Genomic DNA, 24,785 nt, shown 5'->3' on the forward strand with positions numbered 1-24,785 from the left:
TCGGGGACGGGGCCGCCCGGCGTTGCCGCCATCCAGCTGCGGGCCCGGCGACGATCCGACCTCTCAATGGCTTTCCGGATCAGGCCGAAATGGGTGTAATGGGTGGATGGAACTGATAAAGCCCACCGACGCGATCTTTCTCCTGGGAGAATCTCGCGAACATCCCATGCATGTCGGAGGCTTGCAGTTGTTCGTGCCCCCGCCGGGCGCCGGTCGCGGCTTCGGTAGTCACCTCTACAAAAGCCTGGCCGCTCAGCGAGATTTCCAGCCCACGTTCCGCAAACACCCCGCGAGCTTCGTCGGCGGAATCGCCAACCTGGGCTGGTCGTACGACGACGACATCGATATCGACTACCACGTCCGGCGTTCGGCGCTGCCGGCCCCGAAACGGGTCCGCGAACTGCTCGAACTCACTTCGCGGTGGCACAGCAGCCTGCTGGATCGGCACCGCCCCCTGTGGGAGACACACATCGTTGAAGGTTTGAAAGACGGGCGGGTCGCGATCTACACCAAGGTTCATCACGCGCTGATCGACGGCGTCTCCGCGCAGAAGCTGATGCAGCGCGCACTGACCACCGACCCCGGCGACGTCGAGATCCGCGCCCCATGGAGCCTGCGCAAACCCAAGCGGAAATCCGGCCCGCCGAATCCATTGAGCTCAGTGGCACGGACGGTGGGTTCTCTTGCCGCGCTTGCCCCCTCGACACTCGGATTGGCGCGTGCGGCGCTGCTCGAGCAGCAGCTGACCCTGCCCTTCGGGGCGCCGAAGACCATGTTGAACGTCAAGATCGGCGGCGCTCGCCGTTGCGCCGCGCAGTCCTGGTCGCTGGACCGCATCAAAGGTGTGAAGAAGGCCGCAGGAGTCACGGTGAACGACGTGGTCTTGGCGATGTGTTCAGGCGCCCTGCGCTATTACCTGCTCGAACACGACGCGCTGCCCGAGACGCCGCTGATCGCCATGGTTCCGGTGAGCCTGCGTACCGAAGAGGAGGCCGACGCCGGCGGCAACCTGGTCGGCGCCATCCTGTGCAACCTCGCGACCCACACCGACGACCCCGCGCAGCGCCTGCTGACCATCAGCGAATCGATGCGTAGCAATAAGAAAGTGTTCTCACAGCTGCCGCGGTTTCAGGCACTGGCGCTGTCCGCCGTCAACACGTCAGCGTTGGCGTTGAACGCGGTCCCGGGCTGGGTGAGCTCGACGTCGCCCCCGTTCAACATCATCATTTCGAACGTGCCGGGACCGACCCAGCCGATCTATTACGGGGGTGCCCGCCTCGACGGCAACTACCCGCTGTCGATCGCGCTGGACGGCCAAGCGCTGAACATCACCCTGACCAACAACGCCGGCAATCTGGACTTCGGTCTGGTGGGATGCCGGCGCAGCGTGCCGCACCTGCAACGCCTGCTCGCACACCTGGAGTCCTCCCTCAAGGATCTGGAACGTGCTGTGGGAGAATAGGACTCGATGGCCGAACTGAGTGCGGGCGTGATGTTGTACCGAACCTGCGGCGGCGTCGTCGAGGTCTTGATCGCCCATCCGGGTGGACCGTTCTGGGCCCGAAAAGACGACGGCGCGTGGTCGATCCCGAAAGGGGAGTACACCGATGGGGAGGATCCCTGGGCGGCCGCGCAGCGGGAGTTTCGCGAGGAGCTGGGCCTGGCGGTGCCGGCCGGCCCCCGCCACGATCTCGGCCAGCTCAAGCAATCCGGTGGCAAGGTGGTGACGGCCTTCGCGGTGCGCGGCGACCTCGATATCACCGAGGCGCACAGCAACACTTTCGAATTGGAGTGGCCCAAAGGGTCGGGCACGCTGCGGGAGTTTCCCGAGGTTGATCGCGTGGGCTGGTTCGCGGTGGCGACCGCGCGCATCAAATTGCTGAAGGGCCAGCACGGCTTTCTCGATCGCTTGATGGCGGACCCGGGCCTGGTCGGACTGTCCGAAGGGACGTGACATGGAAACGCTGCGAACACCCGACGACCGGTTCGACGGTATACCCGACTTCCCTTACCCCCCAAGGTATTGCGACGTGCCGGACGGTGAAGGCGACGCGCTGCGAGTGGCCTGGGTCGAAGACGGCCCGGAAAGCGCCGATCCCGTCCTGATGCTGCACGGCGAACCGTCGTGGTCATATCTGTACCGCAAGATGATCCCGATACTGGCGGCCGCGGGTCATCGGGTCATCTGCCCGGACCTGGTTGGGTTCGGCCGTTCGGACAAGCCGACCCGCCGCGAAGACCACAGCTACGCCCGCCATGTCGAGTGGATGCGAGCGGTGGCCTTCGATGTCCTCGACCTTCGTAACGTCACTCTGGTGGGCCAGGACTGGGGAGGTCTGATCGGATTGCGGCTTGCCGCTGAGCATCCCGAACGCTTCAGCGGAGTGGTCGTCGCCAACACCGGGCTGCCCAACGGCGAGCAGCCCATGGCCGACGTCTGGTGGCGCTTCCGCGAAGCCATCACGTCGGGGCCGAGGCTGGACGTCGGCGCGTTCGTGCAGGGTGGTTGTCGCCGGCGGCTGAGCGAGTAGGAGCGCGCCGGCTATGACGCGCCGTTCCCGACCGACGACTACTGCGCCGGGCCGCGCGCCATGCCCGGCCTGGTGCCCACCTCACCGGATGATCCCGCCGCGACGGCCAACAAGACCGCGTGGGCCAATCTTTCCGCAAGCCCGACACCCATGCTGGTCGCCTTCAGCGACAGCGACCCGATCACCGGACCGATGGCCGCCATCTTCCAGCGCGAGATGCGCGGTGCACAGGGAATCGACCACCCGGTGATCCGCGGCGCCGGACATTTCTTGCAGGAGGACGCCGGAGCGGAACTGGCCGGTCACATCGTGGAGTTCTTGCGCCGCTGAGCGGGGCGCCGCTGGGCGGCGGGCACAATGTCAGGATGCCGACCGCACCTGCCGAGTCCACCAGACCCGACCAGTCGTTGGTACGGCTGTTGGACCCGGCGGTCCGCGCCGACCCCTACCCGCTGTTCGCGCAGTTTCGCGAACGCGGATCGTTCGCGGTGCCCGAGGGCAACCTCGCAGTGTTCTCGACCTACCGTGACTGCGACGACGCCCTGCGCCACCCGTCGTCGAGCAACGACCGGCTCAAGTCGACCGCCGCCCGCGCGCAAATCGAGGCGCAGACCCGACAGCTCATCGAAGCCGGCGCCGAGGCGCCACCACAAACCCCGCCGGGATTTTTGTTTCTGGACCCGCCGGATCACACCCGGCTGCGCAAGTTGGTCAGCAAGGCGTTCGCGCCGAAGGTGGTGAACGCGCTGCAACCCGACATCACCGCGCTGATCGACGGCTTGCTCGACCGGATCGCGGAAAAGGGGCAATTCGAAGTCGTCGAGGACCTCGCGTATCCACTGCCGGTGGCGGTCATCTGCCGGCTGCTCGGCGTACCGATCGAGGATGAGCCGCAATTCAGCCGGGTGTCAGCGCTGCTGGCGCAATCGCTGGACCCGTTCGTCGCCTTCACCGGAACGCCGTCGGACAACCTGAAAGAGCGGATGGACGCCGGAATGTGGTTGCGCGGTTACCTACACGGTCTGATCGACCGGCGACGCTCGCGGCCCGGCGACGATCTGATGTCCGGACTGATCGCGGTGGAGGAGTCAGGTGATCAGCTGAGCGCGGAGGAAATCGTCTCCACCTGTGTGCTGTTGTTGGTCGCCGGTCATGAGACCACGGTGAACCTGATCGGCAACGCGGTCCTGGCGATGCTGCGCCAGCCGTCGCAATGGGCCGCACTCGGGGCCGCCGCCAATCGTGCCCCGGCGGTCATCGAGGAGACGTTGCGCTACGACCCGCCGGTGCAGATGATCGCCCGAACTGCGGCCGACGACATGACAATCGGCGGCATCGACGTGCCCGCGGGCGACATCATGATGCTGCTGACAGCCGCTGCCCAGCGTGATCCCGCCGAATACGATCGACCGGACGTCTTCGACCCGGATCGGAAGGGCATGCGGCACTTAGGTTTCGGCCGCGGGGCACACTACTGCCTGGGCGCCCCGCTGGCCCGGCTGGAGGCCGGGGTGGCCCTGTCGGCGGTGACGGCGCGTTTCCCGAACGCCCGGTTGGACGGTGAGCCGCAGTACAAGACCAATGTCACGCTGCGCGGGCTGTCGCAGCTGATGATCTCGGTCTAACCGCGTTCCCAGGGCGGGGTTTCGCCCATCTTCTTGTAGTACTTGGCCAGGTGGCTCTTGATGCGGTCGACATCGGCCTCGGGCACGTCGATGCCGCCCCGCGCGCCGTCCATGATCGCGCCGGCCGCCATCACTCCGCGTGGCACGGCCTTGAGGTCGCCGTCGATGACATCGGCGATCAGCAGCTTGTAGGCCGTGAAGTTGTCCTTCTTGTCGCTGTCATACCAGACGTGCGCGTCGCGGTATTTCTCGTTCGGCCTGTCCTCTGCACCGGCCCATTTACGCACCCGCTTTTCGGCCGCGTCGCCGTCCCACTTGCGGTCACGATCGGCCAGCGGCAGATCTTGAAAGGCTGTGACTGACATGCTGGCCGCGTGCCCGCTTTGGGTCGGGGCCAAACGCGGCCAAACCGTCGGCTTACGCCTGCACAAGCGGTAGCGTCGGCGATGGCCCCAGCGGCGATGTGACGGGAGGCGACCATGAAGCGGTGCATCGTCGGAGGATCCGCCGCCCTACTGATGGCCGCACAGTTGATCGCCGCGGCGCCGCCGGCGGGCGCTGGCTGCCTGTATGGGGGTCCCGTGCTCAGTAAGTGCGACGGACCCGTCCAGCCGGACGGCACCTGGCAACGTTGCGTGGCAGTCACCCGCTTGGTTCCCAACGGCGCCAGTTCATACCTGGTGCCCGACAATCACTGCAATGTGATGGGTCCCGGCCAAAACCCGTCGGATTTCGCCTTCGCCGACCCACCCACGCACATCGACGGCTGAGCCGCCCCATCGTGGATGGGCGCCGTTCTAGCCCGCACCGAGCCCCGGCACGATCTCGCCGAGGCTGAACGTCACCGGTTGTTCGAGCTGGTCGTAGGTGCACGAGCGCGGCTCGCGGTCCGGACGCCACCGGTTGAACTGCGCGGTATGGCGAAACCTCCGGCCCTCCATGTGGTCGTAGCGGACCTCGACCACCCGCTCGGGCCGCAGCGGCACGAACGACAGATCCTTGCCGGCATTCCAGCGCGAGAATTCGTTCTTGCGAGGGGTCCGCTCGCCGGCTTCGTGCGCGGCCCAATTCCACGGGTGGTTCTCGAAATCTGTGACGAGCGGCTGTAGTTCGTCGAACAGCCGCCGCCGCTCGGCCATCGGGAACGCGCCGATCACGCCGACCGACGCGAGCTGACCATCATCGGAATAGAGCCCCAGCAGCAGCGAACCGATCGCCCCGGCCCCCGACTTGTGCACCCGATAGCCGGCGACCACGCAATCGGCGGTCCGCTCGTGCTTGATCTTGAACATGATCCGCTTGTCCGGCTGGTAGGTGATGTCCAGCGGCTTGGCAATGACGCCGTCGAGGCCGGCGCCCTCGAATTCGTCGAACCAGCGATGCGCGGTGTCCAGCTCGGTGGTCGCCGGCGTGATGTGGACCGAGGGTCCCGAGCCCGCCAAGGCATCGACCAGGGCGGCGCGCCGCTCGCTGAAGGGCCGTCGCGTGTAGTCGTCGTCGCCCAGGGCGAGCAGGTCGAACGCGATGAAGGACGCCGGCGTGGCCGCGGCGAGCATGCGTACCCGCGAGTCGGCCGGGTGGATGCGCTGTTGCAGCGCCTCGAAATCCAGCCCGTGGTCGGTGGCGATGACGATCTCGCCGTCGATCACGCAGCGCTTCGGCAGCTCGTCCCTGACAGCGGCGACCAGCTCCGGAAAATAGCGCGTCATCGGCCGTTCATTGCGGCTGCCCAGCTCGACCTGGTCGTGGTCGCGGAAACAGATCGACCTGAAGCCGTCCCACTTGGGCTCATACGACGCGTCGGGAGGTATTGAGCGAACCGACTTCGCCAGCATCGGCGACACCGGCGGCATGACAGGGAGGTCCATAGCCTGATTGTGCTGGAATCGGAGGTATGGCTGCTGCAGAAGAGCTCGACGTCGATGGCATTGCGGTGCGCCTGACCAATCCGGACAAGGTATATTTCCCCGAGCTGGGGTCGAAGGGCACCAAGCGGCACCTGGTGGACTATTACCGTGCCGTCGCGGGCGGGCCGATGCTCGACGCGCTCCGCGACCGGCCCACCCATCTGCAGCGGTTCCCGGACGGCGTCGACGGCGAGGAGATCTACCAGAAGCGGATCCCTGCGCATCACCCCGACTACCTGCAGACGTGCCGGGTGACCTTTCCGTCCGGGCGGACGGCCGACGCCCTGAAGGTCACCCACCCGGCGGCGGTGGTGTGGGCCGCACAGATGGGCACCGTCACCTTCCACCCGTGGCAGGTGCGCTGCCCGGACACCGACCATCCCGACGAACTGCGCATCGACCTGGATCCGCAGCCCGGTGTGGCGTTCGAGCAGGCGCGCACCGTCGCGGTCGACGTGCTGCGGCCATTACTCGACGAGCTCGGTCTGGTGGGATACCCGAAGACATCGGGCGGCCGCGGGATCCACGTTTTCCTCCGGATCGCGACCGACTGGGATTTCGTCGAGGTGCGCCGCGCCGGCATCGCCCTGGCTCGCGAGATCGAGCGCCGCGCGCCCGATGCCGTCACCACGTCCTGGTGGAAGGAACAACGCGGCGAGCGCATTTTCATCGACTTCAATCAGAACGCCCGGGACCGAACCATGGCGTCGGCATATTCGGTGCGGCGCACCCCGATCGCGACGGTATCGATGCCACTGACGTGGGAGGAGCTCGCCCGCGCGGAGCCGGACGACTACACCATGGCGACCGTGCCCGATCTGGTCAGGGATCGCAAAGACCCCTGGGGCGCAATGGATGATGCGGCGCAATCGATCGCTTCCTTGCTGCAGATGGCCGAGGCCGACGAAGAGCGCGGGCTCGGGGACATGCCGTATCCGCCGAACTATCCGAAAATGCCCGGCGAGCCCAAACGAGTTCAGCCGAGCAGGGATCGGGATCTCAAACAGGAAAAAGGCTAGCCGGAATCTGTTGAACGATTGGCGCCGGCGTCCTCGGCCGCGATCGGCGCGCGTTTAGCCCTCTCGCATAGATAAGCCACTGTGCCCAGGTAAGGAACCCCACGCTAATCACTCGGGATGCCCCGCGGAGTGATTCTGTTGCGCCGCAGGGGCTTAAGGCGATTTGTCACTGTGACAATGCGGGATTTGCAAACCCGAATCGTCGACCGGATTCAGTCACGGCACCTGCCGCTACGCGGCGCGTAGCGGCAGGTGGCCGTACTGGAACTTGCACCCAATGCCGTTGGGGGAGCACTCAATACGCCCGAATAGGGGCCTGCCAAGTAATGGGTGCGAGTAGTTGAGATCCTGCCGGTAACCCGGCAAGCCTTACCCTGTGCAGGTGAGGTCCGGTCCGCAGTCGATTGTTATCGGCGTCGTGCAGCCGGAAGCCGCGACGGCGGTGAAGGCGAGGACCAGACCAAGGATGACTTTGTATTTCAGACCAGACATGACCACTCCATTCGTAGCAGAAATGTTACGCCCGAGAGGGCAAATACTACCCGGTGAGTGTTCCGATGAGTATGGGAATGAATAATTTCGGCGAATACGTCACCTGGCGGGAAGGTCGGCGGGGGGCAACCGCCGGTTTTGAATTCAACTACCGCGTGAGTTGATCAAAATGCCCATGAAAATCGGGTCTTATTGTGCCGAAAGTCGGGTAATTGCCTGGGTCTGAGGCTTGGTCTTCGTCGAGTCGCGGGCACGGTGCAACGTGTTGTGCGCCGCTAAAGCCAACCGCCGGTATGCAATTCAGCTTCCGCATTAACTATGGGTATGGATCGACCCGCTTTGGTTAGGGAATGGCGGCGGTGCACCTGCCGGCGCGGCCGACAAAAGTAGGCTCGGTTGCTATGTCGATCGCAGCGCGGGTCTGTTCCGCGGTGCTCTCGTTGCTGCTATTAGCGATCTTCGGTGCAAGTGCGGCCGGTGCCGAGCCGGCCTCGCCCAAGACAAACCAATCCGGCGAAAGAATCGTCGGCTGGGACACGTACCGCCGGTTGGACCTCTTGCCTTATTTGCAGCCCGGTTCGCAGACCCTGCAGGTGTCGAGCTTTGATCGCAGCGGCGGCGATTTTGACATCTCCACCGGCAATCGCAACGGCAGTGGCGGCTGTCTGGCGCAGGGGGGCGCCGGCTGCGTCATCGCCGAGGATCACGGTGCCGGAGAACTCGATTCGATCTGGTTGACCCGCGACGGCGGCAACGTCCGCGCGCTCGGAAATGTCCGCATCGAACTGGATGGGCAGGCCGTCGTCGACACACCATTGCAATCGTTGGTCGACGGCAAATTGGGCGCCCCGTTCGTATGGCCGCTGGTGGCCAACGCGGCGCAGTCGCCGGGAGGCGATTACATCAAGGTGCCGATGCCCTATCGGCGGTCGATGCGGGTCAGCGTCGCATCCCATTTGGAGTATTACCACGTTGATTATCGGCAATTTCCCGACACCGACGGGGTGACCACGTTCTCACCGTCGGACCCCGCGCTCGATGTGCTGAACACGCTGGGGTCCGCGGGCACGATCGATCCCAAACCGGCGGCAGCCGATGCAACGCACAGCAATAGGGTCATCGACCTGGCCGCCGGCGCCGGACAAACCATCGCCGAATCGACCGGACCGGCCACCATCTCGGCGCTGCGGCTGCAGCTGCCCGAACCGGCGGCTCGACAGTTGACCGGATTGCGGCTGCAGGTCGAATTCGACGGCCGAACCACGGTCGACTCCCCACTGGGGGAATTCTTCGGCGCCGGACTCGGCGCGAACCCGGTGCGATCGCTGATGTTCGCGGCCAGCACAGCACCCGATGGCTCGGTGGCGTTATCCGATTGGTGGCCCATGCCTTTCGCGCGCTCGGCGCGCGTCACACTGGTCAACGCGAGCTCCGACCCGGTGACCGGGATCGAGAGCGACGTAGCGACCGCCCCCGGCGCCCAGTGGGCGCCCGCGCTGAGCAGCGGCCGCGCCGGCTACTTCACCGCGCGCTCACACGCCGGGCCGACCACCCCCGGCCAGGACTGGGTTTTCGCCGAGGAACAGGGGCGCGGCAAATTCGTCGGTGTCAGTCACACCATTCATGGCTATCGGACGAAAACGGCGTTCAGTGACGATGCCCCTTACTTCCTCGAGGGCGCCGAGCGGGTCTACACCGACGGCGCGGCGTCTCCGCAGTGGTACGGCACCGGCACCGAAGACCTCTACGAGGGCGGCTGGTACTTCAAGAACGGCACCCACTTCAGCGACCCACTCAACGGTCAGCCCGATCAGCGCACGGCCGTCGGCGGATGCGCCGACTATTGCGTCGCCGCCTACCGGATCATGCTGGCCGACGCGATCGGCTATCACTCGGCGATCCGATTCGGCATCGAGCACGGCAAAAGGAACATGGTCCAACCCGACTACAGCTCAACCGCATTCCTCTATACCCAGCCGGACGCCGGCATCACCGCCGGCGACGACCTCAGCCCCACCGATCCCGTCAATCGAGTCCTGCACGGCTACACCGATTCCGACGCGACCGATCGACTACTGGTCAGCGAATACGAAGGCACTCAGGACACGCTGCCCGTCGTCGGCTCGGTGCGTGCCACCCAAGGCGCGATCACGTTTCACATGCAGATCGATCCGGACAACCACGGCATCCTGCTGCGCCGCACATCCGATCAAGCCACCGGCTTCCAATCGGCCGACGTCGCGGTCGACGGCGTGCTCACGGGGAACTGGCTGCAGCCACGCAGCAACACCGTTCACCGCTGGCTGGACGACACCTACCTGGTGCCACAGTCGGTCACCAACGGCAAGGCGCAGCTGACATTCACGTTGACGCCTACCGCCGATTCACCGCCGTGGACCGCCAGCCGCTACCACATCGACACACTGACGGGGCCCTCTGACTAGGGAGCGGTTGGTAATCAGCCCGACGAGCGCACCGGCGAACCCGCCGACCGGCGCCAGCAGCGAAGGCCCGGCGAGCAAGAGGTAGCCGAACGTGGCGCCGACCACCAGCAAGGCCTGGTGCAGCGGTGTCCAGACGGCTGGCGAGCGCATCCGTAAGGACAATCCGATGCCGAGCAGCAGCGCCACCACGTGCCCGACCGCGGTGAAGTCCGCCCCTGCGGCCGCCACCGCAGCGCTGCCCAACCACCAACCCGCCCAGGCCCCCCGCCAGCGCGCTGGGATCGCCGTCGTGAGCGCGCCGAGCACACAGACTGCGCCGTAACTGATCCCCACGTCACTGGCGCGGGCGACCGAGGCCGGCAGCATCCCCCTTTCCATGGCGGCGACCAGTCCGACCGCCACGATCAACGTGGCACCGATATGGCCGACGGCGAAGGTGACGAGCAAATGCCGTCCGCACCACATGAGTTCGCCCAAAGCCAGCAGGCAGACCAGGCCGGGCAGCCAGAAGAACAGATCGCCGCCGTCGTCGATGAACGCGCTCCCGATCAAGGTGCCCAGGTGCCCGCGCCCGAGGTTGTGAACGTTTGTGCTCATTCGGCTTACGGCGACCTCGTGCGCATGCGGTCCCAGCACCGAAAGGATGAGGTGGATGGTGAGCAAGATGACCGCGTAGCCGGCCGTGACCCGAATCGACCCCGCGCCGGGCATGGCGCGCAGCGGCGCCTGAGCCCAGCGCAGCGGCGCTTGGGTAGCGGCGAGTGGCATATTTCTACGGTGCCGGTCCGGCGCGCCGCGTGCCTCATTGTTAACGAAGCCTTCACACCCGTGCCGCGAAACTTCACGGAGTTCGACGGCGCCGTGACGACTCCTTAAAGAGAGGTGATCGAAAGAGAAGTGATCGCAGGGCTCGATGACGCGCCGCAACGCCGCTTTGTCAGGCGCCAACCGACCATCACCTCTCGACTGCTCCCATGATGAACGGGGCATCGTCGGGAGCCGCGTGGCGAGCGGTCAGCAGCGCCCTGGCCGCCCCGCCGATCGGAATGCGCAGCGGCAGTTGCGGTTTCTCGGCGGCATCGACCACCTCGGCCGCGACCTGATCGGGGGTGATCATTCCGGCGCGTGCCCCGCCACCCCGCAGGATCGCCGCGTAGGGATCGTCGGGGAGCGTGTAAGTGGTGACGTCGTCGAGCGCCCCGGAGCTCACCGCCCCAGGCTCCAGCAGCGCGGCCTGCACCCCGAACGGCGCGACCTCGATCGCCAGCGCCTCGACCAAAGCTTCCAGCGCCCACTTCGTCGCCGCGTATGCCGCGGCGGGCGGCAGCACGACGCGTCCGAGCACGCTGGACATGAACAACAGCTTCCCGTCGCCTCGGGACCTCATCTGCGGCAGCACCGCCTGAGCCACCCTGATCGCGCCGACGGTGTTGAGGTTGAGCAGTCGTTGCAGCTCGGCCGGCGGCGTGGCTTCCACGGCGGCGTAGACGATGACGCCGGCATTGGCGATGACGATGTCGATGTCGCCGGCGGCGTCGACGGCCGCGGTGACGCTGGCGTCGTCGGTGACATCGAGCGGCAGCCGCCGGGCGGCGTCGAGATCCGCCAGTGTGCGGGGATCACGGGCGGTGGCCACCACGCGGTGGCCGCGGGCGGCGAACTCGGTGGCGACGGCGCGGCCGATGCCGCGGTTGGCGCCGGTGATCAAAACGGAAGTCATGGCGTGCCGGTCCCTTCAGTCGTGCTTGCTGCTGCCGTTGTATTCAGCTGTGCGACTCGGCAATTCGAAGATCAACAGCGTGCTGCTCGCGGTCGCGACGAGCGCGCCGGATGCATCGGTGGCCTTCGCCTCGGTGAACCCGATGCGCGCACCGGCCTTGATCACCGTGCCAACCGCGGTCAGTGGACCGCTGGGGACGGTGACGGCTTTGAGGTAGTTGACCTTGATCTCGACCGACGTGTACCCGAAGCCCGCCGCGAGCGTGGTGTGCAAGGCGCAGCCGGTAACCGTGTCCAACAATGTGCACAGGGTGCCGCCGTGCACCGTTCCCAGCGGGTTGTACATGGACCCGTCGGGTGTGCAGGTGAAGGTGATGTGACCCTTGCGGACCTCGGTGACGCGCATCTGGACGAGCTCACCGATCGGTGGGGGCGGCAACTCGCCGCCGGACACCGCGCGCCAATACGCAAGGCCGGACATCGACGCGACGGTGGCCTGGGTGGTGATCGGGTCGCGCCAGGTGATCAGCCGCGACTGAGGCTCGCCCCATCCCGCTGCCTCGGACTCGCCGACGCGAGTGTCCGAATGGACCATGCCAAACCCCTCGGAGAAAACTGATCGGTTTACAATTTCAGGGCAAGGCTAGCAATCAAGGGTCCAGTTGTAAACCGAACGGTGTACGATGATGACCATGAGCGTAGCCGCACCACCCGCCCGTCCGGCCGGCGGGCGCGGCGCACGCGCACGCATCGAGCGCGCCGCGGGCCGGCTCTTCTACCGCAACGGCATTCACGCGACCGGGGTCGAACTCATCGCTCAAGAGGCCGGCGTTTCCAAGCGAACGCTTTACCAGCACTTCGCCAGCAAGAACGAGCTCGTCGATAACTACCTGCGAGACATCGAGACCCGCGGCGGCGCACCCACCGAACGGCGCCTCGCCGACGTCGACCTTCCCGCCCGCGAGCGCCTGTTGGCTATCTTCGACCTACCTCCGTCAGACATCGTGCGCGGCTGCCCTTTTCACAACGCCGCCGTGGAATCAGCCGGATCGCTGCCGACGACGGACGACATCGTGCGCACCCACAAGCGGACGTTCATTGACCGTCTCATCGGTGTCGCGCGCGAGGCCGGTGCCGCCGACCCCCATCTGCTCGGTCAGCAGCTGGCCGTGCTGTTCGAGGGCGCCACCGCGATGGCGACGTCGCTTAATGACACCGCGCCCGTGGTGCATGCGCGCGCCGCCGCGGCAACGCTGATCGAGGCGGCCCTGAGGTCTTGACGGACTCGTCCTGCAGCTGCTAGACATGGCCTGCGCCGCACTTTTGGGCGATCGCCCAAATTCGTCGAGTGGAGGGTGCTGTGTGCCGGATGGACGGCAAGGTCGCCTTGGTGACGGATGCGGACGTCGTGCTGTTTCTGGCCCCGACGAGGCCCGGTGCACCACCGGAGGGTTGCGCTGGCGGTCGTGGCCAACAGCTGTCTGAAGTAAGGAAGCATCGATGACGGTCACCAACGATACCGACGTCTACTACGACCCCTACGACGTCAACATCAATGCCAACCCCTATCCGATCTACGCGCGGCTGCGCGATGAGGCGCCGATCTACTACAACAGGCGTTACGACTTCTGGGCCCTATCAAGGTATTCCGACGTGGAGCACGGCCTGGCCGACTGGGAGACCTTCTCCAACCGGCGAAGCGACATCCTCGAGCTCGTCCAATCCCAATTCGACATGCCCGGCGGCGTGATGATGTTCCAGGATCCGCCGGAACACTCCAGGCTGCGCGGATTGATGTCGCGGGTCTTCACCCCCCGCCGGATGGCCGCCCTGGAGGATCAGATTCGGCAATACTGTGTGCGATGTCTGGACCCGCTCGTCGGCTCCGGGGGCTTCGACATCATCGCCGAACTCGCGTCGATGATGCCGATGCGCGTGATCGGGATGCTGCTGGGAATCCCCGAATCCGAACAGATCTCGGTTCGCGACGCCAATGACGCCAACCTGCGCACCAATCCGGGGGCGCCGCTGAAGGTCGCCGATGCCGACGCTATCGCCGATGGCCGGATCTACGCCGACTACGTCGAGTGGCGCTCCCGGAACCCGTCGGACGACCTGATGACGACGCTGCTCAACGTCGAATTCGACGACGAGGACGGGGTGCGCCGCAAGCTGACCCGCAAAGAGGTGCTGCACTACACGCAGGTGGTCGCCGGGGCGGGCAACGAGACCACCGGCAGGCTGATCGGCTGGCTGGCCAAGGTGCTCGCCGAGCATCCCGACCAGCGCCGCGCGGTCCATGAGGACCGGTCACTGTTGACCCGGGCCATTGACGAGACGTTGCGATTCGAACCCACCGGTCCACACGTCGCACGGTGGATGACAAAGGATTTCGACTGCTACGGCACGACGGTGCCGGCCGGCAGCGCCATGCTGCTGCTGTTCGGCGCCGCCAATCGCGATCACCGCCGCTACACCGATCCGGACACCTACAACATCCGGCGCGACAACATCTCGCACATCACGTTCGGCAAAGGCGTGCACTACTGCCTGGGCGCCAACCTGGCCCGCCTCGAGGGCCGCGTGGCGCTGGACGAGATCCTCAACCGGTGGCCCGAATGGGAGATCGATTATGACACGGCGCAATTGGCGTCGACGTCGACCGTGCGTGGCTGGGAGCGGCTGCGCGTGGTGTTGCCCTGAGCGGCCGCGTCAGGTCCTGCGGCGCTTCTTCGGGGCGGGCATCTCGAATCGGTTCAGGAAGCGGTTGACCAACGCGACCGCCTCGTCGTGCCCACCATGGGTGCCGAGTCCCTGCTCGAGGATCAGGGTGCGCCCTATCGAGGCGATGACCACCGCGAGGGCCGCGGGCGGGAACTCGTCCGGATCGAGCTCGTGTTCGCGCACGATGAAGTTCAGCGCGGTGGTCTGCTGTTCGCGCCAGCGCTCCGACCACGCTGAAAGCTCGGACCGAATCTCCTTGCGGTGGTTGGCAAGTGCCATGAATTCCAGCAGCAGCCTGGTGTCTTTGGGCTCGATGAGTGTCGCCCAGAAGGCGTGCAGCGGTCGGTCGGAGGCCAACGCCTTCTGCTGGCGCTCCAGGTAGCTAGCGGCCCCGCGGCGAAAGACGGCCAGATACAACTCATCCATCGTCGGGAAGTAGTAGTGCACCAGCGCGGGTTTGACCCCGGCCTTGGCCGCGATCCGGCGCGACGTGGCGGCGGCGTAACCCTCCTCGAGCATGATCTGACTGGTCGCCGCCACCAGCATGTCGCGAGTGTTCGAATCACGCGGCTTGGCTCGGTGCGATGCGGTCACAGTGTGGTCTTATCACAGAAACTGTCAGCTATCCGGTTTGGGCGACCGCCCAAGCCAGATAGCTGACATGCTCGCACCTCGACGGTGAGCTAATCCATTTCAGTCCGCCACGTGACGACCGGGCGACTGCCGGTCAAGTTTAAGTCTCTTAAATATCGGGGATAGTGACGGGGCGATCCATCCACAGCTAAGGAACACCGGTGGCCCCCAGCTTCAAGGACGTTATCCAGTCCAAGTACTTGCTGTTGACGACATTCACCAAGGACGGGCGTCCGAAGCCCACTCCGGTCTGGGGCGTGCCCGACGGCGACGACAAACTGTTGGTGATCACCGACGACGGGTCGTGGAAAACCAAGCGCATCAACAACACTCCCCGGGTGACGATCGCCAAGAGCGCGGCGCTGGGCAAGCCCAAGGGCGAAGAGGTCGAAGCCGTCGCCCGGGTGCTGCCGAAATCCGAGACGCGACGCGTCTACAACGCAGTCCTCAAGCGGTACTGGTACCACGCGCCGTGGTTCTACCTGCACTCGATCGTGCGCGGCGGCATAGACAAGCTCCACGTCGGACTGGAGATCAAACCCGCCGGCTGAGGCGGCCCGCGGTCAGCCGCCTTCGCTGCGAATGGCCTCGAAGGTGTCCGCCACGGTCTCTTTGGGGTCCCGATAGGTGATGCCGAGTTCGCGCTCGCTCGGAGAATCGTCGGACGCCGGCATCTGCGTGTAGTACTGCATTCCGGCCCAAGTGAATGGCGTCTCGAAGGGCAGGAAACGGTTCGCCCGATCCAGCACCGCGCCCGCCACCCGCAGCGCGGTGTCCGGGATCGGGACGGCGACCATCGGTGTCCCGGCGACCTCGCCGAGCAGGTTCGCCAAGTCGGCCGCGGGCACCCGATGACCGCCGGCGGTGTAGCGGCGCGGTCCGCGCCCCGGCTCGAGCAACGCCGCGTGCAGCGCGGCCAGGTCGCGGACGTCGACGATCAGCCACGCGGCGCTGCGCCCGGGAATCGCGTGCATCTGTACGGCCGCCCGCACGCCTTCGCCGGCCTCACCGAACTGGTCGCCGACCGGCGGACCGAGCACCATGCCCGGATAGGTGATGTTGACCGGCGCACCCGCATCCTGCAGGCCCCGGGCGTAAATCTCGACCTGCGCCTTGGACGTTCCGTATCCATCCGCACCGCCCACCACCGGCAGGTCTGCCGTCAGCGTCTCCAGGTCCGGGTGGAACAGCGCGGTGAAGCTGGACACGTGGACGATGGGGTCCAGCCCCAGTTCGACGGACTGGCCCAGGACGTTCTGAGCGCCCTGCATGTTGGTGGCCAGCATCTGAGGCGTCTGGCGCGGGTCGGTGGCGACCAGCGCGGCGCTGTGTACCACCGCGTCGCATCCCTGTAACGCCTCGCGTACCGCCACCCGGTCGGTGATGTCGGCGACGGCGAAATCCGAAACGTCGACGCCCAGCCGGGCGACGGTGGTCTTCAGCTTGTCCGGGTTTCGGACCAGGAACCGCACGGAGTGCCCCGCGTCGGAGATTGCCTTGGCGGTCCAGCCGCCGACGAATCCAGTACCGCCCGTGATCAGAACCCGCATCGGCTCATTCTGCAAGACCGCCGAATTCTAGAGACGACTGGAGGCGAAGTCGGCGGCCCGGTTTGTCATTCCGTTGACCGGATACGACGTGTGGGCGGCGAAGTTGGTGTCGTCGCCGTTGCCGCAGACCGGGTCGCCCTTCGCGCACAACTCGAGCGTCTTGGACTGATACAACGGTCCGATGGTCAGCGGTGGTGCGTTGTACTTCTGCAGAAACTGGCCCGACGGCGTTCCGAACAGCGTCACGGCGGCGACGTGCGTGGCGACGTCGGGCGGCATCGGCGGCGGCACGGCGGACGCGGGCACGCCCGGGGGCACGGCGGCCGAGGTGGTGTAGCCGGCCACCGCGGCGCCCTGCGAATAGCCGCCGAGCACCTCTTTGGTATTCGGGCAGTTTGCCGCCATCGACTCGATGTGCGAACTGGCGTCCCGGATACCGTCGATGACGGTCGCGGGGAAGTCAGGATTCGAAAAGTCAGTGCTGGCAGGGTAATTCACCGGGTAGACGGCCAGTGACCGGCCGCCGATCCGCGCGCGCAAGGCATCGATGAAGGGCTGACCGATCCCGCCGACGCCGGGCGGTTCGCCGGATCCTCGGGCAAACACCACCTCGACGTCGGGACACGGCTCGGCCGCCGCGGCCGGAACGGGCGCGCTGGACACCAGCGAGCCGGCCACCGCCGCGGCGCAGAGCGCGAGAGCCCACCGTCGGCCCGCGCACTCGACGGCCGACGCCTTGCGACCGCGCATTACTTTTTGAAGGCGTCTTTCACCTTTTCACCGGCGTCCTTCAGGCTGGACTTGGCTTGATCCGCCCTGCCCTCGTCCCTGGTGTCGTGGTCTCCGGTCGCCTTGCCGACGGCCTCCTTGGCCCGGCCACCGAGGTCTTCGATCTTGTTCTTCAGCTTGTCTTCGTTACTCATGCCGCTGTGGCTACCCGGCAGGTGCAGCCATCCAAACCCCCTGGCCTGTCATCATGGACATGTGAGCACCGCAATAGTGGTGGCAGTGGTGGCGGGGTTGATGCTGCTCGGCATCGGCATGGTGGTCAATCAACTGCTGCGGCTGAGGCGCTATCTGAGGGACTCGCCCACCGCACAACCCCCCGCCATAAAACCCGAGCCCCCGGAGGATTCCGGCCGATAGCTTCCGGCGTTGCTGCGCCCCAGCTTCCGACATGGAATCCGTTGCGGGCGTTGCCCGTTCGCTGCACACGCCGCCGAGGCCGTCGCGGCCGCAAAAGTGACGGAGCGCGCGCTCACCGATCAGTGCTGACATGCGCGTTGCCGCGCGGCAGTGTCAGCGGAAGATCGGCATAGGTGGCGATGCCCGGCGCCGCGGCGACAACGGCGGCGATCCCGTTGATGGCGGGTACCGCCGTCATGATGTGGCCGAGGTCCATGAATTCCTCGAGCGTGGTGGCTTCGAAGTATGGCGGCGGCAGGAAGCCGACTTTGGTGGTGACCGTCGGTTGGCCGTCGACCTGGATGACCCAGCCGTCCTGGTCGATCTGCCAATCGGGTTCGAGTGTCTGTCCCTTCTTCCACCGGACGTTGAGGTCGATGAGCGTCTTGCCGTTGACGATCCCTTGCCAGCTGATGTAGGTGCCCGCGACGTGTCCCGCGGGAATGGTCCAGGAGGCCATCACGAGATCCTCGGTGGTCTGGGCGAACTCAGCGACGCAGCGCACCTCGTCGAGCTCGACGCCCAGCGCGTCGCCCACCAGCCGGACGGCCTCGCCGAAAATGGCCGTGCCCTTGGCCGCCATCGCCGGCAGGTCCGGGTGATCGATCGGCTGACCGAAGCCGACCGGCCTCTCGGTCTCCGGGGAGTCATAGAAGGTGGTGTCGGCGGCCTCGTTGACGGTGACCTTGTCGATCCGGTTGCAGACCATGGCCGACACGATGGCCAACAGTTCGGCGAAGCCCGGGCTCACACCCGACCCGAAGATGGTGGATCCGCCCTTCTCGCAAGCCTCCAGGATGCGGTCGCGGCCGTCGCCGAGGTTGTGCCCGGTGATGAACGACGCCGTGGTCACCACGTTGACGCCCGCGGACAGGATGCGGACCAGTTCGTCGACGTTGATCCACATCGGGTTGTAGACGACGCAGTCCGGCTTGAGCGCCAGCAGCTCGTCGATGTCGTTGGTGGCCGTGACGCCGACCGGCGAAATCCCGACGAGTTCACCGGCGTCGCGCCCGGCCTTCTCCGGCGACCAGGCGTAGCAGCCCACCAATTCCAGAGTGGGGTTGGTGACGATCGATTTCAGCGAACACTTGCCGACGTTCCCGGTGTTCCACTGGACGACGCGATATCTGTTTGGCACTCGCTCAGCATAGGGAATGATCAGGGTTCTTAGTAGGCCTAATAGGCAGATTCAGAGGCCAAGATTCGCACCGGCCGACACCAGATCCACCACCCGCGAATCATCGAAGCGGACACGACGACGCCGGCCCGCACAGCGGGGCGATCGAAGCCCGGGCCGGTAGGCTGCGTCGATGTCGGAGCCGGCAGCGGGAGGACCGAGATGCTCAGCGTGAAGTGGCTGGAAAAGCCGGAGGCCCATGACTTTCCGGCGGCAGCGGACTATCTCACCATGCTTGCGGACGGGCAGACCGTGAAGAAGGTGTTGAAGAAGCTGAAGTCTGGAACGGTGACGCACAGAAAAGCCAAAGACATCCTACGGGCCGCGCAGCTGAGCCTGCTGCCGACAGACAACCCCCACGTCGCGGCCGACCTGACGAAGATCGAGAAGGGCCTGCCGCTGTCACCCATCCTGCTGGTGCGCGGTGACTTCATGACCGGGGTTTCGTTGCAGATCGCCGACGGCTACCACCGCGTCTGCGCCAGCTATCACACCGACGAGAACACCGACATTCCGGTGGTCCTCGCGGCCGTCAGCCGCTGATCGGAGGAATGACGTGATCGACATCGACACCGTGGGAACCGTGCAGGTGCTGACCCTGTCGTCGGGCCCGGTCAACGCGCAGGATGTCGAGCTGCTCGAAGGGCTGGCGTCGACGGTGCGCGAGCTGGCACGTTCGGACGGCGGCGCGCTGGTCATCACCGGCGCCGGGCGCGCCTTCAGCGCCGGCGTCGACCTCAACCGCGTGGTGCAGGGCGGCGCCGGTTACACCGATCGGCTGGTCCCCGCCCTGTCCGGGGCGTTCGAGGCGATGTTCAGCTACCCGGGGCCAACCGTGGCCGCGATCAACGGCGCCGCCATCGCGGGCGGCTGTGTGCTCGCGTGCGCCTGCGACCGTCGCCTGATCAGCCCCGAGGCACCGATCGGCGCTGTCGAGGTGCGCGTGGGGGTACCGTTCCCGGTCGCCGCGTTGGAGGTCATGCGCTACGCCTGCGGGGCGCACGCCGACGAGGTGTTGCTGGGCGGCCGCAACTATCGGGGCGCGGAAGCCGTGGCACGCGGACTGGCCCACCGCGTCGTCGACCACGAGCTCATCGAGGTGGCCGTGGCGGAGGCGTCGGACCTGGGCAGCATTCCGGCCGACGCCTACCGGCAGACGAAGACCCAGTTGCACGCCCCGACGATGGCGCGGATCCATGAGGCCCGCGGCGTCGACGACGAAGTTGGCCGGATGTGGGGCAGTGACGACACGCTGCGACGCATCGCCGACTACGTGGAGCGGCTGCGGCGCCGCTGACTAGTCTTCGTCGGTGTTTTCGTCCAAGGCCACGCCGGCCCGAGTGCGCCTGCGCATCCGATGCGATCCCTTGCCGGTCGGGCGGCGGTTGCGCAGCCTGGCCTTCGACTCGTCATCCTCGTCGGCCTTCTCGGCGGTGTCCTCGACGGTTGCCGCCTCGGTCGTCGGCTCCGCTGCGGCCTCAGGTTCGGTGGCTTCGGCGGTTTCGGCCGTGACGTCGCCGGGCGCCGGCGCCGGCTCGGCCTGCTCGGGTTCCTCGGTCTCGTCGGCTGCGGCGGCGGTCTCCGCCTCGTCCGTCTCGTCCTCGGTTTCTTCGGCTTCGGCCTCGTCACCCTCCTTGCGCCGCACGCGGCGCTTCTTGGGCTTCTTCGCCTTGATCGGCTTGGGCGGCGGCGGGGGCAGTTCTGCGACGAAGGCGAGGTAGAAGGCGAAAATGCCGAGCAACGCGATCGCTGCCGCGGCGCCGTAGATCCCGAACAACCACCGTCCGGCGGCGTCCAGGCTCAACCAGATCTCGCTGATCGCCGTCCCGATGATCAGCACCCCGGCCAGCACGTGGGCCACGATCGACCAGACCCTGAGGGACAGGGCCAGCTGCGGCGTCCCCAACTCGGGCTTGCGGGTGCGCAGCAGGGTGAACACCACCGGCAGCGCCGCGAGCGCGACGAGCGCACCCGTCACAATGCGCAGCGCCGTCCCCAACGTGTGCGCGGTATCGCCCATCAGCTCAGGCCAGCGGGGCAGCACGAAAAGGAAGTAGAGGACGCCGGCAGCGATCGAGAATGACGCGTGCCACGGGATGGCGACCTTGCGCCCCATACCCCTCCTCGTGCTGGTGATCCAGGCCAGCCTAAAGCCGGCCGACCCGAATCCATATCAATTCGTGCATGTCCGCTTGGCGGATCAATGGCGGAGGATGCGGGATTTGAACCCGCGAGGGCTGTTAACCCAACCCGCGTTCCAGGCGAGCGCCATAGGCCACTAGGCGAATCCTCCGTGGCCATGGTAACCGAGGGCCGGAGGGCCCCCGCCAGTTGCTCGTCGTCGGCTCCGCGGCAGGTATTAGACTCGTCGCTGGACCCCGCGCGGCGTCTATCCTGTGAACTCCCCCAGGGCCGGAAGGCAGCAAGGGTCAATGGGCTCTGTCGGGTGCGCGGGGTCCCCTACTGTGCATCATGAGTGGCGACCCACCGCGCCCGGCTAAGCCGCGCTTGCGATCGCCACTAATGCCGATCAGCGAAAGGGTTCACGGTGTCGCTGGAGTCTCTCACCCCCGCCGAGCTCGCGGCCGCGAACGCTCGTCACCGGCAGGATTACGCGGACCTGCAGGCGAAAAAGCTCGCCCTCGACCTGACCCGCGGCAAACCGGCTCCCGCCCAGCTGGACCTGTCCAACCAGCTGCTGAGCCTGCCCGGCGACGACTACCGCGACAGCGAGGGCACCGACACCCGCAACTACGGCGGCCTGCACGGCCTGCCCGAGCTGCGGGCCATCTTCGGGCAGCTGCTCGGCATCCCGGTGCAGAACCTGATCGCGGGCAACAACTCCAGCCTGGAGCTGATGCACGACCTGGTCGCCTTCTCGATGTTGTACGGCGGCGTGGACTCGCAGCGGCCCTGGAAGGACGAACCGAGCGTCAAGTTCCTCTGCCCGGTCCCCGGCTACGACCGCCACTTCGCCATCACCGAGACGATGGGCATCGAGATGATTCCCGTCCCGATGCTGTCCGACGGGCCCGACGTCGACCTGATCGAAGAGCTGGTGGCCGCCGACCCGGCCATCAAGGGCATGTGGACGGTGCCGGTGTTCGGCAACCCCACCGGGGTCACCTACTCCTGGGACAACGTCCTGCGGCTCGTCCAGATGCGGACCGCGGCACCCGACTTCCGGCTGTTCTGGGACAACGCGTATGCGGTACACACCCTGACGCACGACTTCATCCGGCAGGTCGACGTGCTCGGGCTGGCCTCCGCGGCCGGCAATCCGCATCGGCCCTACGTGTTCGCGTCCACCTCGAAGATCACCTTCGCCGGCGGCGGTGTCAGCTTCCTGGGTGGCTCGCTGGGCAACATCGCCTGGTACCTGCAATATGCGGGGAAGAAATCGATCGGACCGGACAAGGTCAACCAGCTGCGGCACCTGCGCTTCTTCCGCGACGCCGACGGGGTGCGGCTGCACATGCTGAAGCACCAGCAGATCCTGGCGCCGAAGTTCGCGCTGGCCGCCGAGATCCTGGATCAGCGGCTCAGCGAGTCCAAGATCGCGTCGTGGACCGACCCCAAGGGCGGCTACTTCATCAGCCTCGACGTGCTGCCCGGCACGGCCAAGCGGACCGTCGCGCTGGCCAAGGACGCCGGTATCGCGGTGACCGAGGCGGGCGCGTCGTTCCCGTACCGGAAGGATCCCAAGGACACCAACATCCGGATCGCGCCGACCTTCCCGTCGCTGCCGGAACTGCGCGACGCGGTCGACGGCCTGGCCACCTGCGCGTTGCTGGCAGCGTCGGAGCACCTGCTCAACCCCGGTGTCGTCACCGGCGCGTCGAGCGCGCGCTGAGCGCGGACGCCTGTCCGGCCGTCGTCGCCGGTCGCCGGTAGCCTGCTGACCGTGGCCCTCTACCGCAAGTACCGTCCGGCAACCTTCGCCGAAGTGGTGGGACAGGAGCACGTCACCGAACCGCTGTCGGTCGCCCTGGACGCCGGCCGGATCAACCACGCGTACCTGTTCTCGGGCCCGCGCGGCTGCGGTAAGACCTCCTCGGCGCGCATCCTGGCCCGATCGCTGAACTGCGCCCAGGGTCCGACGGCCACACCGTGCGGAGTCTGCGACTCGTGTCAGGCGCTGGCGCCCAACGCCCCCGGCAGCATTGACGTGGTCGAACTCGACGCGGCCAGCCACGGCGGTGTGGACGACACCCGCGAGCTGCGCGACCGCGCGTTCTACGCGCCGGCACAGTCCCGCTACCGGGTGTTCATCGTCGACGAGGCGCACATGGTGACCACGGCGGGTTTCAACGCGCTGCTCAAGATCGTGGAGGAGCCGCCCGAGCACCTCATCTTCATCTTCGCCACCACCGAACCGGAGAAGGTCCTGCCGACGATCCGCTCGCGCACCCACCACTATCCGTTCCGGTTGTTGCCGCCGAAGACGATGCGGTCGTTGATCGGGCGGATCTGCGAGCAGGAGGGTGTTGCCGTCGACGACGCCGTCTACCCGCTGGTGATCCGCGCCGGAGGCGGCTCGCCCCGCGACACACTGTCGGTGCTCGACCAACTGGTGGCCGGCGCCGAAGGCGCCCACGTCACCTACCAGCGGGCATTGGGCCTGCTGGGCGCCACCGACATGGCGCTGATCGACGACGCCGTGGACGCCCTCGCCGCCGCCGATGCCGCGGCGCTGTTCGGTGCCGTGGAGTCGGTGATCGATGCCGGCCACGACCCACGGCGCTTCGCCACCGATCTGCTCGAGCGGTTCCGCGACCTGATCCTGCTGCAGGCCGTCCCGGATGCGGCCGGGCGCGGCGTGGTGGACGCACCCGAGGACGTGCTGGAGCGGATGCGTGACCAAGCGACCCGGATCGGGCCGGCGACCCTGACCCGCTACGCCGAGGTGGTGCAGGCGGGCCTGGGCGAGATGCGCGGTGCGACGGCGCCGCGTCTGCTGCTGGAGGTCGTGTGTGCGCGCCTGCTGCTGCCCTCGGCCAGCGACACCGAGTCGGCGCTGCTGCAACGCGTCGAGCGGATCGAGACCCGGCTGGACATGTCCATTCCCGCCTCCGAAGCCCCCGCCGCGGCGCCGCGCAGCGCGCCGGCGCCGGCCGAACCCGAGCCGCCCGTCCGGTTCACCCGGCCGTCCGCGGCGGCCGCCGCCAAGCCCGAACCGCGGCCCGCGCCCGAGCCGGCCCCGGCACCCGAACCGGTCGCGGCGCCCGCGCCCCAACCGGCTGCGCCTCCCGCGCCGGCGCCCGCAGCCGAATCAGCTTCTGCGCCGGGCGAACTCAACACCGCCGCGGTACGCAGCATGTGGCCGACGGTGCGCGAAAAGGTGCGGCAGCGCAGCCGCACCACCGAGGTGATGCTGGCCGGGGCGACCGTGCGGGCGATCGAGGGCAACACGTTGGTGCTGAGCCATGAATCGGCGCCGCTGGCCAAGCGGCTGTGCGAACAGCGCAACGCCGACGTCATCGCCGAAGCGCTCAAAGACGCGCTGGGCGTCAACTGGCGGGTGCGGTGCGAGGCCGCCGCACCGGCGGCGGCCGCGACACCCCCTCCCGCCGCCGGCGGAGCGGGCCCGGTGCCACCCACCGTGGCCGAGCCCGCACCCGACGCGGATTCCGCGCGCCGCGACGAAGAGGAACACATGCTCGCCGAGGCGGTGCGGGACGAGCCGTCGGCGCCGCGCCGCGACCCCGAAGAGGTCGCGCTCGAACTGCTGCAGAACGAGCTGGGCGCCCGCCGCATCGACAACGGCTAGGGCGAC

25 protein-coding genes, 1 tRNA gene, 1 other RNA gene and 1 pseudogene are annotated in these 24,785 nt (G+C 66.9%); 16 read left to right on the top strand and 12 right to left on the bottom strand.

Features of this window, described 5'->3' with window-relative positions:
• Window positions 1-106 precede the first annotated feature (106 nt).
• The 4 genes and pseudogenes from ACIUM1_RS16415 to ACIUM1_RS16430 all read left to right on the top strand — a co-directional run bounded on the left by ACIUM1_RS16415 (window position 107) and on the right by ACIUM1_RS16430 (window position 4,156).
• Window positions 107-1,462, top strand: coding sequence for a WS/DGAT/MGAT family O-acyltransferase (locus ACIUM1_RS16415; RefSeq protein ID WP_406813705.1), 1,356 nt, complete (start codon window positions 107-109; stop codon window positions 1,460-1,462).
• Window positions 1,463-1,468: 6 nt separating this feature from the next.
• Window positions 1,469-1,954: an NUDIX domain-containing protein gene (locus tag ACIUM1_RS16420; RefSeq protein WP_406813706.1), complete on the top strand. Its 486-nt coding sequence runs from the start codon at window positions 1,469-1,471 to the stop codon at window positions 1,952-1,954.
• Between the two features lies 1 nt (window position 1,955).
• Window positions 1,956-2,861: pseudogene (locus tag ACIUM1_RS16425) on the top strand (haloalkane dehalogenase).
• A gap of 35 nt (window positions 2,862-2,896) precedes the next feature.
• A complete protein-coding gene (locus ACIUM1_RS16430; RefSeq protein ID WP_406813707.1) occupies window positions 2,897-4,156 on the top strand; it encodes a cytochrome P450 in 1,260 nt (419 codons plus the stop codon).
• On the opposite strand, the gene ACIUM1_RS16435 is transcribed toward ACIUM1_RS16430, so the two are convergent.
• Complete coding sequence (locus ACIUM1_RS16435; protein WP_406813708.1) at window positions 4,153-4,521, bottom strand: hypothetical protein; 369 nt, start codon at window positions 4,519-4,521, stop codon at window positions 4,153-4,155. The two genes, ACIUM1_RS16430 and ACIUM1_RS16435, sit on opposite strands and share 4 nt — an antisense overlap.
• Window positions 4,522-4,635: 114 nt before the next feature.
• Between ACIUM1_RS16435 and ACIUM1_RS16440 the strand changes: the two genes are divergently transcribed.
• Complete coding sequence (locus tag ACIUM1_RS16440; protein ID WP_406813709.1) at window positions 4,636-4,926, top strand: hypothetical protein; 291 nt, start codon at window positions 4,636-4,638, stop codon at window positions 4,924-4,926.
• Between the two features lie 27 nt (window positions 4,927-4,953).
• Here ACIUM1_RS16440 and ACIUM1_RS16445 read toward each other — a convergent pair whose 3' ends face one another.
• Window positions 4,954-6,024 carry an ATP-dependent DNA ligase gene (locus ACIUM1_RS16445; protein ID WP_406813710.1) on the bottom strand — a complete coding sequence of 357 codons (1,071 nt, stop codon included), beginning with the start codon at window positions 6,022-6,024 and terminating at the stop codon, window positions 4,954-4,956.
• 26 nt (window positions 6,025-6,050) lie between these two features.
• Here ACIUM1_RS16445 and ligD point away from each other — a divergent pair, with 26 nt between their 5' ends.
• Window positions 6,051-7,082 carry a non-homologous end-joining DNA ligase gene (gene ligD / locus ACIUM1_RS16450; protein ID WP_406813711.1) on the top strand — a complete coding sequence of 344 codons (1,032 nt, stop codon included), beginning with the start codon at window positions 6,051-6,053 and terminating at the stop codon, window positions 7,080-7,082.
• A gap of 923 nt (window positions 7,083-8,005) precedes the next feature.
• The gene (locus ACIUM1_RS16455; RefSeq protein WP_406817708.1) at window positions 8,006-10,018 is read left to right on the top strand and encodes a glycoside hydrolase family 172 protein; all 2,013 of its coding nucleotides are present in this window, start codon (window positions 8,006-8,008) and stop codon (window positions 10,016-10,018) included.
• Here the strand turns inward: ACIUM1_RS16455 and ACIUM1_RS16460 are convergent.
• The 3 genes from ACIUM1_RS16460 to ACIUM1_RS16470 form a co-directional block, all read right to left on the bottom strand.
• Window positions 9,959-10,786 carry a rhomboid-like protein gene (locus ACIUM1_RS16460; protein WP_406813712.1) on the bottom strand — a complete coding sequence of 276 codons (828 nt, stop codon included), beginning with the start codon at window positions 10,784-10,786 and terminating at the stop codon, window positions 9,959-9,961. The two genes, ACIUM1_RS16455 and ACIUM1_RS16460, sit on opposite strands and share 60 nt — an antisense overlap.
• 187 nt (window positions 10,787-10,973) lie before the next feature.
• Entirely contained in the window at window positions 10,974-11,738 is a 765-nt protein-coding gene (locus tag ACIUM1_RS16465) for an SDR family oxidoreductase (protein ID WP_406813713.1), read from the bottom strand.
• A gap of 15 nt (window positions 11,739-11,753) precedes the next feature.
• Entirely contained in the window at window positions 11,754-12,332 is a 579-nt protein-coding gene (locus ACIUM1_RS16470; RefSeq protein ID WP_406813714.1) for a PaaI family thioesterase, read from the bottom strand.
• 91 nt (window positions 12,333-12,423) lie between these two features.
• Between ACIUM1_RS16470 and ACIUM1_RS16475 the strand changes: the two genes are divergently transcribed.
• A complete protein-coding gene (locus tag ACIUM1_RS16475) occupies window positions 12,424-13,017 on the top strand; it encodes a TetR/AcrR family transcriptional regulator (protein ID WP_406813715.1) in 594 nt (197 codons plus the stop codon).
• Between the two features lie 220 nt (window positions 13,018-13,237).
• Window positions 13,238-14,440 carry a cytochrome P450 gene (locus tag ACIUM1_RS16480; RefSeq protein WP_406813716.1) on the top strand — a complete coding sequence of 401 codons (1,203 nt, stop codon included), beginning with the start codon at window positions 13,238-13,240 and terminating at the stop codon, window positions 14,438-14,440.
• 9 nt (window positions 14,441-14,449) lie between these two features.
• On the opposite strand, the gene ACIUM1_RS16485 is transcribed toward ACIUM1_RS16480, so the two are convergent.
• A complete protein-coding gene (locus ACIUM1_RS16485; protein WP_406817709.1) occupies window positions 14,450-15,007 on the bottom strand; it encodes a TetR/AcrR family transcriptional regulator in 558 nt (185 codons plus the stop codon).
• Between the two features lie 248 nt (window positions 15,008-15,255).
• Here ACIUM1_RS16485 and ACIUM1_RS16490 point away from each other — a divergent pair, with 248 nt between their 5' ends.
• On the top strand, window positions 15,256-15,645 hold the full coding sequence (locus ACIUM1_RS16490) for a PPOX class F420-dependent oxidoreductase (RefSeq protein WP_406813717.1): 390 nt from the start codon (window positions 15,256-15,258) through the stop codon (window positions 15,643-15,645).
• A 12-nt stretch (window positions 15,646-15,657) separates the two neighbouring features.
• Here the strand turns inward: ACIUM1_RS16490 and ACIUM1_RS16495 are convergent, their stop codons facing one another.
• From ACIUM1_RS16495 to ACIUM1_RS16505, 3 genes are read right to left on the bottom strand one after another with little or no spacing between them, the layout of a single operon-like run.
• Entirely contained in the window at window positions 15,658-16,644 is a 987-nt protein-coding gene (locus ACIUM1_RS16495; protein ID WP_406813718.1) for an SDR family NAD(P)-dependent oxidoreductase, read from the bottom strand.
• Between the two features lie 27 nt (window positions 16,645-16,671).
• A complete protein-coding gene (locus ACIUM1_RS16500; protein ID WP_406813719.1) occupies window positions 16,672-17,394 on the bottom strand; it encodes a cutinase family protein in 723 nt (240 codons plus the stop codon).
• Window positions 17,394-17,567: a CsbD family protein gene (locus ACIUM1_RS16505; RefSeq protein WP_066954818.1), complete on the bottom strand. Its 174-nt coding sequence runs from the start codon at window positions 17,565-17,567 to the stop codon at window positions 17,394-17,396. Before ACIUM1_RS16505 ends, ACIUM1_RS16500 begins: the two co-directional genes overlap by 1 nt.
• A 61-nt stretch (window positions 17,568-17,628) precedes the next feature.
• Between ACIUM1_RS16505 and ACIUM1_RS16510 the strand changes: the two genes are divergently transcribed.
• Window positions 17,629-17,790: a hypothetical protein gene (locus ACIUM1_RS16510; RefSeq protein WP_406817903.1), complete on the top strand. Its 162-nt coding sequence runs from the start codon at window positions 17,629-17,631 to the stop codon at window positions 17,788-17,790.
• Between the two features lie 112 nt (window positions 17,791-17,902).
• Here ACIUM1_RS16510 and ACIUM1_RS16515 read toward each other — a convergent pair whose 3' ends face one another.
• The gene (locus ACIUM1_RS16515; protein ID WP_406813720.1) at window positions 17,903-18,970 is read right to left on the bottom strand and encodes a dihydrodipicolinate reductase; all 1,068 of its coding nucleotides are present in this window, start codon (window positions 18,968-18,970) and stop codon (window positions 17,903-17,905) included.
• A 201-nt stretch (window positions 18,971-19,171) separates the two neighbouring features.
• On the opposite strand from ACIUM1_RS16515, the gene ACIUM1_RS16520 reads away from it, so the two are divergent.
• Both ACIUM1_RS16520 and ACIUM1_RS16525 read left to right on the top strand, forming a co-directional pair.
• Complete coding sequence (locus ACIUM1_RS16520; protein WP_406813721.1) at window positions 19,172-19,552, top strand: hypothetical protein; 381 nt, start codon at window positions 19,172-19,174, stop codon at window positions 19,550-19,552.
• A gap of 13 nt (window positions 19,553-19,565) precedes the next feature.
• Window positions 19,566-20,306 carry an enoyl-CoA hydratase/isomerase family protein gene (locus tag ACIUM1_RS16525; RefSeq protein WP_406813722.1) on the top strand — a complete coding sequence of 247 codons (741 nt, stop codon included), beginning with the start codon at window positions 19,566-19,568 and terminating at the stop codon, window positions 20,304-20,306.
• On the opposite strand, the gene ACIUM1_RS16530 is transcribed toward ACIUM1_RS16525, so the two are convergent.
• Together ACIUM1_RS16530 and ACIUM1_RS16535 are read right to left on the bottom strand one after the other, a co-directional pair.
• Window positions 20,307-21,125, bottom strand: coding sequence for a hypothetical protein (locus tag ACIUM1_RS16530; protein WP_406813723.1), 819 nt, complete (start codon window positions 21,123-21,125; stop codon window positions 20,307-20,309).
• A gap of 88 nt (window positions 21,126-21,213) precedes the next feature.
• Window positions 21,214-21,302: transfer RNA gene (locus ACIUM1_RS16535), tRNA-Ser, on the bottom strand.
• A gap of 76 nt (window positions 21,303-21,378) precedes the next feature.
• Between ACIUM1_RS16535 and ffs the strand changes: the two genes are divergently transcribed.
• The 3 genes from ffs to ACIUM1_RS16550 all read left to right on the top strand — a co-directional run bounded on the left by ffs (window position 21,379) and on the right by ACIUM1_RS16550 (window position 24,779).
• Window positions 21,379-21,475, top strand: an RNA gene (gene ffs / locus ACIUM1_RS16540) — signal recognition particle sRNA small type.
• An 82-nt stretch (window positions 21,476-21,557) separates the two neighbouring features.
• Window positions 21,558-22,862 carry an aminotransferase class I/II-fold pyridoxal phosphate-dependent enzyme gene (locus ACIUM1_RS16545; RefSeq protein WP_406813724.1) on the top strand — a complete coding sequence of 435 codons (1,305 nt, stop codon included), beginning with the start codon at window positions 21,558-21,560 and terminating at the stop codon, window positions 22,860-22,862.
• A gap of 51 nt (window positions 22,863-22,913) precedes the next feature.
• Window positions 22,914-24,779, top strand: coding sequence for a DNA polymerase III subunits gamma/tau (locus ACIUM1_RS16550; protein WP_406813725.1), 1,866 nt, complete (start codon window positions 22,914-22,916; stop codon window positions 24,777-24,779).
• The last annotated feature ends 6 nt before the right edge of the window (window positions 24,780-24,785 follow it).

It is taken from the genome of Mycobacterium sp. M23085, assembly GCF_045343915.1.
Taxonomy (GTDB): domain Bacteria; phylum Actinomycetota; class Actinomycetes; order Mycobacteriales; family Mycobacteriaceae; genus Mycobacterium.